Origin of the sequence: Neobacillus niacini NBRC 15566, assembly GCF_001591505.1 — a bacterium.
In the GTDB taxonomy this organism is placed as follows: Bacteria; Bacillota; Bacilli; order Bacillales; family Cytobacillaceae; genus Neobacillus; species Neobacillus niacini.
Window position 1 is genome coordinate 1 of record NZ_BCVA01000026.1, and the last position, 12,800, is coordinate 12,800.

At 37.9% G+C, this 12,800-nt stretch carries 12 protein-coding genes; 8 read left to right on the forward strand and 4 right to left on the reverse strand.

What is annotated here, in order from left to right; genetic code table 11:
* Positions 1–521: 521 nt before the first annotated feature.
* The 6 genes from BANA01_RS17665 (at position 522) to BANA01_RS17690 (ending at position 6,660) form a co-directional block, all read left to right on the forward strand.
* Positions 522–2,738 carry a peptidase domain-containing ABC transporter gene (locus tag BANA01_RS17665; RefSeq protein ID WP_235847172.1) on the forward strand — a complete coding sequence of 739 codons (2,217 nt, stop codon included), beginning with the start codon at positions 522–524 and terminating at the stop codon, positions 2,736–2,738.
* Positions 2,739–2,819: 81 nt separating this feature from the next.
* Complete coding sequence (locus BANA01_RS29970; protein WP_063254167.1) at positions 2,820–3,146, forward strand: hypothetical protein; 327 nt, start codon at positions 2,820–2,822, stop codon at positions 3,144–3,146.
* Positions 3,147–3,328: 182 nt separating this feature from the next.
* Complete coding sequence (locus tag BANA01_RS17675; protein ID WP_063254168.1) at positions 3,329–3,805, forward strand: hypothetical protein; 477 nt, start codon at positions 3,329–3,331, stop codon at positions 3,803–3,805.
* Positions 3,806–3,956: 151 nt separating this feature from the next.
* Positions 3,957–5,249, forward strand: a complete 1,293-nt coding sequence (locus BANA01_RS30205; protein WP_169803716.1) for a beta-barrel domain-containing protein — start codon at positions 3,957–3,959, stop codon at positions 5,247–5,249.
* Between the two features lie 60 nt (positions 5,250–5,309).
* Positions 5,310–6,383, forward strand: a complete 1,074-nt coding sequence (locus BANA01_RS17685) for a site-2 protease family protein (protein WP_063254170.1) — start codon at positions 5,310–5,312, stop codon at positions 6,381–6,383.
* An 85-nt stretch (positions 6,384–6,468) separates the two neighbouring features.
* Positions 6,469–6,660, forward strand: a complete 192-nt coding sequence (locus BANA01_RS17690; RefSeq protein ID WP_169803717.1) for a hypothetical protein — start codon at positions 6,469–6,471, stop codon at positions 6,658–6,660.
* 36 nt (positions 6,661–6,696) lie between these two features.
* Here the strand turns inward: BANA01_RS17690 and BANA01_RS17695 are convergent, their stop codons facing one another.
* Positions 6,697–7,899 carry a CynX/NimT family MFS transporter gene (locus BANA01_RS17695; RefSeq protein ID WP_063254172.1) on the reverse strand — a complete coding sequence of 401 codons (1,203 nt, stop codon included), beginning with the start codon at positions 7,897–7,899 and terminating at the stop codon, positions 6,697–6,699.
* Between the two features lie 183 nt (positions 7,900–8,082).
* On the reverse strand, positions 8,083–8,622 hold the full coding sequence (locus BANA01_RS17700; protein WP_063254173.1) for a hypothetical protein: 540 nt from the start codon (positions 8,620–8,622) through the stop codon (positions 8,083–8,085).
* A gap of 246 nt (positions 8,623–8,868) precedes the next feature.
* Here BANA01_RS17700 and BANA01_RS17705 point away from each other — a divergent pair, with 246 nt between their 5' ends.
* Both BANA01_RS17705 and BANA01_RS17710 read left to right on the forward strand, forming a co-directional pair.
* The gene (locus BANA01_RS17705; protein WP_063254174.1) at positions 8,869–9,330 is read left to right on the forward strand and encodes an NUDIX hydrolase; all 462 of its coding nucleotides are present in this window, start codon (positions 8,869–8,871) and stop codon (positions 9,328–9,330) included.
* Between the two features lie 131 nt (positions 9,331–9,461).
* Positions 9,462–9,962 (forward strand): DoxX family membrane protein, encoded by a 501-nt coding sequence (locus BANA01_RS17710; RefSeq protein WP_063254175.1) that lies wholly within the window; start codon positions 9,462–9,464, stop codon positions 9,960–9,962.
* Positions 9,963–10,017: 55 nt separating this feature from the next.
* Here BANA01_RS17710 and BANA01_RS17715 read toward each other — a convergent pair whose 3' ends face one another.
* Positions 10,018–11,340: a (Fe-S)-binding protein gene (locus tag BANA01_RS17715; RefSeq protein WP_063254176.1), complete on the reverse strand. Its 1,323-nt coding sequence runs from the start codon at positions 11,338–11,340 to the stop codon at positions 10,018–10,020.
* Entirely contained in the window at positions 11,337–12,749 is a 1,413-nt protein-coding gene (gene glcD / locus BANA01_RS17720; RefSeq protein ID WP_063254177.1) for a glycolate oxidase subunit GlcD, read from the reverse strand. The genes BANA01_RS17715 and glcD overlap by 4 nt, the downstream gene beginning before the upstream one ends.
* Positions 12,750–12,800: the final 51 nt, after the last annotated feature.

Here is a 12,800-nt window from a genome sequence, read left to right on the forward strand (position 1 = left end):
TTGAAACTGAAGTTGATTCTGAAGAGGTTGCAGAAGAAGTAGTGACTGATGAAGAAGCAGCAGTAGTTGAAACTGAAGAGTCATCTAAAGAAGACGCTGAAGCTGTTATCGACTTAAAAAATTAATCTAAATTCAAAAGGACCGAAGGATTTTTCCTTCGGTTTTTTTTTGGCTTTCTGCATCAGTTAATGTACATGGTCACAAACAGCTTATAGGCATTAAGTGGGAAATTTCTATCCGCTTTAACAATTATCGGGTAAATTCGACCTAAATCTTTATGGTAAAAAATTACTGTTTATTCAATAATTTGAAAAATATGTATATTTTTTGTCATCCATATGATAATTTTGTAAAAAAAGAGGGAAAAAATTACATTGAAAATATTTACAATGTCAAAGAATCAAAATTTGATAGTCAATAAGTACTGTATTTAGGATCTTTGGCCATGTGTTATTCCCTAAAAAATACTAGGAGATATTCCTCGATACATAAAACGACACATCTATACGAGGAGGTACACTTTGAGATTTTTTCGAAAATACCCATGTACGATGCAGCATGATGCCTCTGATTGTGCTGCAGCTGTTATGTCAACTGTTTTACTCGTTTATAAAAGTGAAATGTCGATTATGAAATTAAGAGAAATAATCGGCACAGATGCCTATGGGACAAGTGTTAAAGGAATTGTCGATGGATTTGAGAGATTGCATTTTAATGTAAAGGCAATCCGAACAACTGCCAGTGAAATTACCAAAGAAATGACATTTCCTGCCATTGCACATATCAATACAAAGGAAGGACTCAATCATTTTGTTGTTATACATAAGATTGTAAGAGGAAACCAGCTTCTTATTGCTGATCCAAGTGAAGGATTAGTAAAAATGAAAGTAGAAGACTTTGAGCAATGCTTTACAGGTGTTCTAGTATTAATGGTTCCAACCAGTGAGTTTGAAAAAATTTCTTATAAAAATAAAGAGCTGCTTGATTTATTTGTTGCGTTAATTCTGCCGCAGAAACGCATGTTATTAACAATTATCTTGGCTTCGTTATTGTTAAGTGTGATTGGTATTCTTTCTAGTCTTTTTACCAAAGTTCTCATGGATGAGATTATACCATTTCAATTAAAGAATAGTTTATACATATTTCTTGTTGTCTTTGGAATTGTCACGTTAGTACAAAATCTACTGACTGCCTTTAGACAACATATTTTATTATTTTTGTCGAGAAAGGTTGATATACCCGTTTTAATAGGTTACTACAATCATATTATTCATTTGCCTTACCAGTTCTTTGCTACTCGTAAAGTCGGTGACATTATTACGAGATTCCAAGATGCGATGACTATTAAGGATATTTTTACAACCGTCTCGATTTCACTAGTTATGGATATCTTGTTAGCCGGGGTCACCGGTGTCGTTCTCTGGAATTTAAATAGTAAATTATTTGGTATTTTACTAATCATGGTCGCTGTTAATATTCTATTAATTTATTTCTTTAAAAAGCCATATAAGAAGCTGAATCATGAGCAGATGGAAGCGGGCGCCATCCTGAATTCGCAATTAATAGAATCGATTAAAAATATTGAAACGGTTAAATCACAAGGTGATGAAAAGTCTCAAATCAATAAATTAGAAAATAAATTTGTTTCGATGCTTAAAATCGACTATCGCGAGGGAGTCCTCACAAATATTCAAGGAGTCATCTCCTTATTCATAGGTTCGTTGGGGAATATCATTTTTATGGGGGTCGGAGCTTTAAGTATTATTAATGGGGAAATGAGTATTGGAGATTTACTGGTCTTTCAAACATTAAGCCAATATTTTACGGAACCGATTCAAAGTCTCGTTTCCTTGCAATTAACGTTTCAAGAAGCCCAGATTGCCATGAAGAGATTAAATGAACTGATGAGCATTGATCGTGAGGATAGTAATAAAAACTTACTTTCTGAAGTACATATGGATGGCGATATCTCGTTTAAAAACGTTACGTTTGCCTATGGTTCAAGACCTCCTATTATAGATAATTTAAATTTGACAATACACAAAGGGGCTAAAGTTGCCTTTGTTGGTGAAAGTGGAGCAGGAAAGAGTACGGTCTCCCGCTTGCTGCTAAAGTTTATTGCTCCTCTAGAGGGAAAAATCACCATATCAGGGTATGACATTGAAGATATTGATTATCGTTATTTACGATCGCGGATTGCCTATATCCCTCAAAACATAGAATTGTTTTCAGGCACGATTATTGATAATTTACGTGTCGGTAATCCTACCGCTACTTATGAGGAAATGGTATTAGCCTGTAAAAAATCAGGAGCAAGTGAATTTATTGATAAATTACAAAATCGATATGGTGCCTTTGTGGAAGAAGGCGGGAGCAACTTTTCTGGAGGAGAAAAGCAGCGGATCGCCATAGCTCGATCATTAATTACCAAACCCGATATTTATATATTTGATGAGGCAACCTCTAATCTGGATTCCTTTAGCGAAAAGAAGATTCAGAATCTTATTTTTAATAACAATAGTGAAAAAACAATTATTATTATCGCCCATCGTTTATCTACCATCGTTCACTGCGATATGATCTATTATCTTGATAATGGTCAAATCATCGAGAAAGGTACACACCAGGAGCTTATGGCTTTGAATGGTAGATATGCAAAGATGGCGGCATTCCAAATGGATAATGAACTCATTGGGAATGCTCCACTAAGAGAATTTGAAGAGGTTGTGTATGAATAAGGCTTTACCTACCAAGTTTGGTATAACGTACCTATTGGTACTTTATATAATCCATAGAAAAAAATAAAAAGGAGGATGACTATGGAACTAGTATTACCAAGAAGTTATGTCGAGTTGGAACAAGAAGAAATGATGTATTTGGATGGGGGAATTGATTGGGGGAAAGCTAAAACTTTTGCACTTGGTTTTATCACTGCTGGTGTAGCAGCACTTGCTAAAAGTGCAGTTTCAAAAAGTGCTGTTGGCGCAGTTATAAATAGTGCAGCTGGCTGGTTAGCGGGGGCTATCGACTCAGCGATTCTATGGTGCTGGTATAATCCGTGGCTGGCAGCTGGTATTGCTGTTGCGTTCGCTGGTACAATTGCGGGAATTTATGTCTATGGTAAAAAGAAAGGTAAATGGAAGTAATAGCCATTATTTGTTTTCATAACATACACTTAGTTCCTTAACATGCTACATAGGTTGAGGGGGATAGGCGGGCATATTTACTAATAAATATCCATGTTTTTAAAATGGGTAGTATAGTGGATTATTGCCCGCTTGATGTATTTTCTATAATAAAGAATAAAAGGATAAGGAGGAGCACTAGTATGAGTAAACTCGCCGTAAAAGAAAATAAAAGATTAGTATTAAAGAATGTTATTATTAAAGAATTAAGAAATATTCAAATGGACCATTTAGATAAAGAAATTGAAAAGTTTTTAAACTACTTAAGGGTATTAAATGTTCAAACATTTGGGCCATTGATCACAAAATCATTTGGAACAAATATTCATGAAGATGGCAGTATCACGTTTGACTATGATGTGATGGTACAGGCTCATGATTATCACTTACATAAAGAAAGATTTAGAGTGAATCAACTCCATACGTGTGATAATTGTATCTATGTTCGATATGAAGGAAAAGCGGATCAATTAAATTTTGCACATACTAAGTTAGATTTGCACATTTTCGAAAATGACTTAGAGACGGATGGTAGCATTTATAATATATATATTTCTAATGACCCTGATAACACAATAATAGATATTTTTAGGCCAGTGATGAGAGATGAAACTTTATAATCGAAGTGAGCTAAAACATTCGAGAATCTTTTTTGATCAAAGACCCCCGGCTTTTTTAACCTTTTTTATTTGTTTTCTAGCAATTATTATGATTTCAACTGTTTTTGTATCTAAAGTAATCGCAAAGCCTTATATCGTGAGGGCTCTCGGAATGGTCACAACAAATGATAACCACCTTATTTCCTCACAATTAGATGGAGAAGTGGTTATGATTCATTCTAAAGAAGGACAAAATGTTAAGGCTGGAGATATACTCTTAACGATTTCTAATGGGCAAGAGGGATTGCAAGCTTCTGCGTTAGGGGAGCAATTGAATGAACTCTATACAAAACTAGAAGAAATGGATCGTTACGTTCAATCTTTGGAAACTCAAAAAAATTTGATGAAGAATGCCGGATCAGAGCAAGAATACTATGGAAAAGTTGAATATTATTTATTACAGGTTAAAGGAGATCATTTTGAGAGCTCAAATACAGCCCAGCAACTTAAGGAAAAAAAGGAACGTATAAGCTTACTAGAAAATGAAATTAATAATGTATCAAATAATATAAATTTACTTAATTCGACGATTGCTGGAAATGACAAGCTAAGACAGGAAATACAGACTAGCATTGATCAAAAGCAATTAGCTTTGGAAAAGATAAATGAGCAATTAAACTTGGGCGAACCTGCAGAGGGTGATGAAAAGAGAAAAAAGGAATTAGAAACAGAATTAGCCACTCTTTCAAAAAAGTCAGCCTCAATTGAAAGTAAAGAAGAAAGTAATGCGAAGAAAAGTGCACTGCAGGCAGAAATTGACACGAAAAAAAGTGAGATTGAAAGTCTTTCAACAGAAATCAAACAATTAGAAACACAGAACAGGCAGCCAGTATCTCAAGCAAAGCAGCTTTATAATCAATTTTTAAGTGAAATAGGCGCTGCTAGAAGTCAGGTGGAGGCTAAGTTAGTTGAATTGCAAAGTCAAATGTCCGTTCAGAATGGACAGGAATCCTCTCTTATCATTAAGGCTAAGAATGATGGAGTTGTTCATTATTTAGTACCAATCAAGACGGGAATGTCTATTCAGAGAAACCAAGTTATTGCAGAAGTTTCAAGGAACTTGGAAAATGATTTACAAGTGGAAGCGTATATTCCAGCTCAAGATATTTCAAGGGTCAAAATAGATGATGAAGTAAAAGTTTCTTTGCAGGGCGTTAATATTCAGAAGTATGGAACGTTAAAAGGAAAATTAGTGTCGATTGATTCAGGTACGATCACGCAACAAACAGAAAATGGAAATGCTGTTTTTTATAAATGCTTGGTCTCTTTAGAAAATCAGAAGCTTTCTGCTAAAGACGGTACGGCTGTGAATGCCATAAAATCAATGCCAGTTGAAGCAAGAATCGTTTATGAGAAAGAAACCTATTTCGAATGGGTTTTAAAAATGTTAAGTTTTAAAAGTTAGTCGTTTATTTATTTCGCCCGCCTTATAAAGGCAGGATGGATTATAAAGAGGTATGTGAATATGCATAAAGCCGAATCTAATCAAGTTAGGTATGAACTGAACAAAACTAGTTACTATTCGCCATGGATGTATATCGTTACGATGATTATTTTACTAACTTTTTTGGTCGTCGGCTCCATAGGTTACTTTTTACTATTAAATAAGGTTTTTGGAGAGGTAACTTTCTCGTTAGGTACTTTCCTCGTTACATCCTTAATCGTCTATCTCGTATCCGTTTTTTTACACGAAATGGGTCATCTTTTAATGGCGAAACGATATGGTTATCCTTTTAGGATTTTTAAAGCCGGAGGGATTTTGGCATTTCATAATTCTTTTAGAAACATAAGTGTGAAACCTTCTCAGTTCCTAACTGGCGGATTTGTTCTGTTAAATTATAATGAAGCTATTACATCAAATAATAAATTATCTCAATTTGTAAAAAATGATTTTAGATATATTGCACTTGGTGGGATGGTTTCTAACGGTTTGTTGGTTATAATCGGATACCTTTGCTTGTTCCATACTAAGACTTTTGAATTCGGCTTTCTTTTAATTTGCTTTAACATGATGATTCTGATTGCTCAGTTTTTACATCCGAGTGATTTAACCAGGTACTGGTTTATACATAAAAATCCAAAGTTTGCAGCCATTGTATTTACCGAGGAATTATCCATCAATAGGAAAGTTAATGGTTTCCTCGAAGGGTTATTTCAATCCTATATCGAGGAGTCTTTATCGAATAGAATGTTTGATCAGCATACGTTTGCCGTGATTCAACGGATGATCGAATATAATTTGATACATGATAAGGAAAGCTCAAGGGAACTGAATCAGTTTATTCGCTGGTTTAGAGAAAATTTCAATCAAATCCTTCCATTGGGATTCGGGATTCGAATTTCCGCCCAAAGGTTAATGAATATGCTTATAGAATATAATCTAATTGATCCTAAAGATATCTCTATGCGTAACATATCTCCAGTCATTCATAAGCATCCGTTTCATTCCTATTACTCACATTTTTCAAGCTATAAACAAAAGATAGTAGAATTAGAGACAATAAAGAAAGAGAGGGGAACGAATGGACTTCCTTTTTAAGTTAGGTGCAATCGTACTAATCGCTATTCCTATTTTTTTTGTTAGTCGAATCATATTGATAGCCTTTCACAAAAAACTATCTTGGATGGAAAAGTTACATGAGAAGTTGGCTAATACCAAAAAGGAAAAGGTCATATCCTTTGCTGTTATTATACTAAGTGGAGGTTTATGCTATTATTTTTCAGAGTTTCTTGCATTTACCAATGTACAATTAGGTTTGGTATTAGGGTTATTTCTAGGAATATCTAATATATTTGATCCAAAGATGTTAAAATAACAAAAAACGATTCGCCTCTATGCGAATCGTTTTTTGTTATACATACCTATTTCGACCGGACAGCATTCCAAATACAATAACCACCACAGAAACTCCTATAAGGGTAAGGATCGGAATGGTCCATGAATGCGCCATATCATATAAATAGCCAATAAATAAAGGACCTACTGCCGCAAGGATGTAACCTGTAGATTGCGTCATTCCAGATAACTCTGCTGCTTGATTGGCATTCCGCGCTCGAAGTCCGATATAGCTTAGAGCTAAAGGAAAAGCTCCTCCTAAAGCAAATCCGATTAAGGCAATACTTACGATTAACATCGGATAAGACGAACCTAACAGTAAGCCGCTATAGCCAACAATAGCGCACATCCCTAACATGAATGCAAGCTTTACTTGTGATTGAGCACGTCCAGCGAGGACGGGAATGAAGAAACTAGCGGGTAATCCAACTAGCTGGGTAAAGGAAAGCAGCCAACCTGCTGTTTCCAAGCTCATTCCATGACTATGTAAGATTTCAGGCAGCCATGAAATGGTTACATAAAATAAAAAGGATTGAAATCCCATAAAAATAGCAATTTGCCAGGCAAGAGGCGAACGCCACATTCCTTTAGGAGCTTCAGCCTTTTTTGGCTGTAATGCTCTCGAATCTTTTAAGTTATATTTTCGAAGAAAGATCCACACTAAGATTGCTACTACAACAGGTATTGTCCATACAATTTGGGCTCCCTGCCACCCAAGGTTTGCATTCACAGCTAAAGGAACACTGATTCCTGACGCTAATGAAGCAACTAATCCCATAGATGTTGAATAAACACTTGTCATTAACCCAAATTTTTCTGGAAACTTATCTTTAACAACCGCAGGCAGCAGAACATTTCCAATGGCGATGCCCAAGCCAGCTAATAAAGTTCCTGTGAAAAGGAAAAAGGTCATAGGGATTGATCGGATTGCAATTCCAATTAAAAGAGATGTCAACCCAATAATTAATGTCAATTCATTTGTAAGCCGATTCGCTATTTTTGGAACGAGTGGAGACATGAACGCGAAAACCAGTAAAGGTAGACTCATTAATAAACCTGCACTCCAATGGGCAAGTCCCACATCTTCCTGAATCATACCCACTAACGGCCCAAGCGATGTAATGGCTGGGCGAAGATTAAACGCAATGAGAACAATCCCGGCAATAAAGAAATATATATAAGTTGATTTTGTATTTGCCTTTGATTCTAAAAACTCCAAAAGGGCAACTCCTCTCTAAAAAAACAAACCATTTAAAGTATAGCATAATCAAGGAGTCCCCGTTAATTACAAGAATAAGGTAACTTGTCCTCTAGCGAAGTAGGTTTATTACTATGAAGCGGGTTTGATTATAACAATAAAATGGTACCAATAAGACTTTGAAGCCCATGTTGGGAACATGGGCTATTTCGTTCTTAGTCTTTTTATTGCTTTCACAAGCAGTAAGATATACACCAATAGGATTCCGTACCCCACAAAGATAATGAGGATGGGGACATAATCCGGAGTACTAGGTGAATCAGTTGAGAACGCTGCCAAGAGAAGCGGCATTACTGGCAGCATAAGAGCGGCAGGACCTGTACTAATAACAAGAACAGCACCTGCTCCAATGACAATCCATGGCCAAACTGGCTTTTTAACAGCAGGTTGTTCCTGAATGATGAGGTCTGGTGAAGCCTCAACCTGTGGAGGAACATGGTTGTTTTTAGCCTTTTGATATGCCTTTATCGCTGAATAAGCCTTTTTCATCCCCCAAATTGTCACAGTGAGAATTCCAAGCGCAAAAATAATATAAAAAATGGAAAAAAAGCTAAATTCGTCTGGTTTCCACAAAGGGATGGTAAGAGTTAGCAGCATTCCAGGAGCGGCTTTTAGTAAGAATATCCCGCCTCCAATGAGGACAAACCATGCCCATAAAGGGTTCTCTATTTTTGATTGATTCATTTAGTAGTCTCCTAAAATGTTTTACTATTATTATATAAGGAAATGGAAAAAAAGGAAATTATTAGGTGTATATATTAAGTTATTCCCCGCCAAAAAATTTTAGGAAAAATGGTTATAAGTTGTTTGACAATATTTCTATTATAATTAAGTGAAAAGTTCTTATATACAGAGGTTTATTTTATCCTTAAATCAATCGATTAGTTAAAATGTATCTAGTAGAAAAATGACAGAAAAGGTGTGTCTGTGTTGAACTATACGCTTTGTTTTCTTGTAAAAGGGAATGATGTTTTAATGCTGTTTAGGGAGAAGAATCCGAATCGTGGTAAATGGAATGGTGTTGGCGGCAAGATTGAGCCATCGGAAACTCCTGAAGAAGGTTGCAGAAGAGAAGTGCTCGAGGAAACGGGATTACACGTCGGGAGTTTGTTGTTTAGGGGAATGATTGCTCTTAATGGGGTGGAGTGCATTTATGTTTTTATCAGTGATGATTTCGCGGGGGAACTCATTCAATCTGATGAAGGGGCACTGGATTGGAAAAGTGTTAATTGGATTCTAAAGACTAAGGATGTTGTCGAGAATATCCCTTTATTTATAAACAAGGTTTTGGATCGATATTCTGAGCCAAAAGTGTACGACTGTAGTTATGGAGAAAACGGGGAAATGAATAATTTTCAAAGCAAGCCTTGCTCAAAATTACTGCGAATTTAGTGTGTTCAACATTCCGCCATATCATTTCAAACAAACTGTGAACTTGTTACTATACCTATGTTAGTAACTATCGATTTCTAATATAGTATAAGTATCAAGAACAAGTTAAATTTTGAAAGGCGGAATGCTTTATGTTTAACAAATTTTTAAGAGAAAATAAGATTTCAGCAGCTATTTTAACTATTATTCGTTTATACCTCGGCTATTCTTGGTTCACAGCAGGTCTAGGAAAATTAACTGGCGGCGGATTCGACGCTTCTGGATTCCTAAAAGGAGCGGTTGCGAATCCAGTAAAAGGACCAGACGGCAGCGTGGTGTATAGCTGGTATGTACACTTCCTAGAAAGCTTTGCATTACCGAACATTGACGTGTTCAACTTCATCGTTCCTTGGGGCGAAACATTGATCGGATTAGGACTTCTGCTTGGCTGCTTAACAACAACAGCAATGTTCTTTGGTCTAGTGATGAACTTCTCTTTCTTCTTAGCAGGAACTGTATCTCACAACCCAACAGACATTTTCTTAGGCTTCATCATCTTAGCAGCAGGCTTCAACGCTGGTAAATATGGTTTAGACCGCTGGGTGGTACCATTCATCCGCAAAACAGTGGGCAAAGAAAAAGTAACCGCATAGCGGGCAACAGCAAAAAAGACGATTCGTCCCCCTCGAATCGTCTTTTTTTGTATTATTATTTCACTGCTTCCGCTAGTAAATCCACGATATGAACAGCACGCATTTTATCGGACAAACCTTCACGCTCAACTCCGAGCTGCATTTGGAGCAAACAGCCGGGGTTTGCGGTTACGATGGTTGTTGCATGTGTCGCTTTCGCCTGGACCATTTTATAGTCAAGCATGACCATCGACATTTCGGACTCTACGATATTATAAATACCAGCAGACCCACAGCAGCGGTCCGCTTCTTTCATTTCTACAAACCGTACCCCTTTGATGGACTCCAACAGTATTCGTGGTGCTGAAGCGGTTTTCATCACATTTCGTAAATGGCAGGAGTCCTGATAGGTAATTACCTGAGCTGGAAGCTCTAATTTCACTTTTTTATGAAATGAGACCGCTACAAGAATTTCAGAAATATCCTTTATTTTCGATTTGAACACCTCAGCACGTTCTTTCCATACAGGGTCATCCTTCAAAAGGTGATCATAATCAACAAGGAAGGCGCCGCAGCCTCCAGCATTGGTAATGATGAAGTCTGCACCCAAGTCCTCGAACGCTGCAATATTTTTCTTCGCAAGCTCTTTCGCTGCATTCTTTTCACCGCTATGCCCATGCAGGGCGCCGCAGCAGGTTTGCTGCTTTGGAATCACAACTTCACAACCCGCTAGTTGTAACAATTTCATGGTTGCGTCGTTTGTTTTCATGAACATGGTATCCATTAAACAGCCGCTGAAAAAAGCAACCTTATGCACTTTTTCGGCAATCGCCGGCAGGTGCTCAGGCCGGTTTTTCATATCTTTCATCGTTGGAACTTTCGGGAGCACTTTTTCCATCGTGGCTAAATTGTCAGGCAGCAATCCTAAATAGCCTGTTTTCCGTGCAAGGGTTTGAATCCCAGACCGCTGGTAGAAACCTAGAAGGCCAACCATCGTGCGCATACGGTTTTGGTGAGGGAACAGCCCTTCAAATACTGTTTTTCTAACTGCTCTAACAGGTAAAGAGTGTTTTTTATTTTGATTAATAATATCTCTTGCTTCCTCTAGTAAATGGCCGTAATTAACGCCGGAAGGACAGACCGGTTCACAGGCACGACAGCCTAGGCAGAGATCAAGTGAGCGTTCAAAATCCTCATCCGGTTCGACGATTCCATCGACGACGGCTTTCATCATCGCAATCCGACCGCGGGGAGAATGAGACTCCTTATAACCTGACTCGATATATGTTGGGCAGGTTGGCAGACAGAATCCACAGCGCATACAGTTTAAGAGTTCATCCTCATTCATCCGCTCTTTAAATTGCTGTTGAATTTTTTCTTGTTCGACCAAGGTTGTCATTTTGTAATCACCACGCGTTTCTTGCTGTCTTTCGCAAACACTTTCCCAGGGTTCATAATGTTATTCGGATCAAACGCCTGCTTAATTCCCATCATGGCAGCAATTCCCTCTTTTTTCAGCTTCCACTCTAAGTACGGTGCTTTCATCGCTCCGACCCCATGTTCCCCCGTAATCGTGCCGCCTAATTCAATCGCTTTATCAAAAATCTCCGCGAAAGCCTTTTCGACGCGTTCCATTTCTTCATGGTTTCTAGCATCCGTCGCACAAGTAGGGTGGAGATTTCCGTCGCCAGCGTGGCCGAATGTACAAATCGTCAGCTGATATTTTTCGGTAATTTCATTAATGGCTTTCACCATATTGGCAATTTCTGAGCGAGGAACGGTTGCGTCCTCTAGTATGGTCGTCGGTGCTAAACGTGCTACTGCCGAAAGTGCCGCACGTCTTGCCGTTCTAAGCGCCATGGCTTCCTCTTCTGTTGCTGCAATTTGAATCGATACCGCATTTTCCAGTTTACATACTTCTGCAATTTTATTAATATCGCGTTCGACGACTTCAGGCGGACCGTCCTGTTCAATTAAAAGAACCGCTTGAACATCGGTTGGGAGGCCAATTTGAGCATAATCTTCAACCACCTTTAAAGTAGCCTGGTCCAAAAACTCAAGCGTGGTTGGAATAATTTTATTGGCAATGATTTTTGAAACAGAACGTGCAGCTGCGGAAAGATCCTGATAAAGCGCGAGCATCGTTTTACGTGTTTCTGGCATTGGAATCAATTTCAGGGTTGCTTCGGTAATGACACCAAGCGTTCCTTCAGAACCGACAAATAGACGAGTTAAATCGTAGCCAGCCACATCTTTTGCAAGCTTACCGCCTGTACGGATGATATCGCCATTTGACAGAACGGCTTCAAGCCCAATCACATAATCTCTAGTTACACCATATTTGAGACCGCGCAAACCGCCTGAATTCTCATTGATATTGCCGCCGATGGTGGAGATTTTCATTGAACTTGGATCAGGCGGATAGAAAAGGCCTTTTTCTTCAATGGCCTGAATCATATCTAGCGTAATGACTCCAGGCTGCACGGTGATCGTTAGATTCTCCTCATCAATCTCAAGGATTTTGTTCATATGTTTAAAGAGAAGGACAATCCCGCCTTCGGTTGGGCAAGTTCCTGCACAAAGGTTCGTTCCCGAACCGCGTGGGACAATCGGAACTCCATATTGGTTACATATCTTCAATATTTGTGAAACTTCCTCTGCATTGCGCGGACTGACAACTGCATCTGGCATCGACTGGAAGTTGGGTGTGGCATCGTAGGAATATACTAAACGTTCTATTTTCGAATCATCGTAGTTTTTTTCAGATACAATCGAGATTAATTTTTGTTTCACTTCATTTGAGAGCATGCTATTTCCCCCATCTTCGTACTATTTTCATACTATTTAAAGTATAAAAAA

Excerpts from the sequence above, each read along its gene's own strand:
- BANA01_RS29970 (WP_063254167.1), top strand. The coding sequence starts at position 2,820 with ATGGAACTAGTATTACCAAGAAGTTATGTCGAGTTGGAACAAGAAGAA.
- glcD (WP_063254177.1), bottom strand. The coding sequence starts at position 12,749 with ATGCTCTCAAATGAAGTGAAACAAAAATTAATCTCGATTGTATCTGAA.
- BANA01_RS17710 (WP_063254175.1), top strand. The coding sequence starts at position 9,462 with ATGTTTAACAAATTTTTAAGAGAAAATAAGATTTCAGCAGCTATTTTA.
- BANA01_RS17690 (WP_169803717.1), top strand. The coding sequence starts at position 6,469 with ATGGAAAAGTTACATGAGAAGTTGGCTAATACCAAAAAGGAAAAGGTC.
- BANA01_RS17715 (WP_063254176.1), bottom strand. The coding sequence starts at position 11,340 with ATGACAACCTTGGTCGAACAAGAAAAAATTCAACAGCAATTTAAAGAG.
- BANA01_RS30205 (WP_169803716.1), top strand. The coding sequence starts at position 3,957 with ATGGTCACAACAAATGATAACCACCTTATTTCCTCACAATTAGATGGA.
- BANA01_RS17700 (WP_063254173.1), bottom strand. The coding sequence starts at position 8,622 with ATGAATCAATCAAAAATAGAGAACCCTTTATGGGCATGGTTTGTCCTC.
- BANA01_RS17685 (WP_063254170.1), top strand. The coding sequence starts at position 5,310 with ATGCATAAAGCCGAATCTAATCAAGTTAGGTATGAACTGAACAAAACT.
- BANA01_RS17675 (WP_063254168.1), top strand. The coding sequence starts at position 3,329 with ATGAGTAAACTCGCCGTAAAAGAAAATAAAAGATTAGTATTAAAGAAT.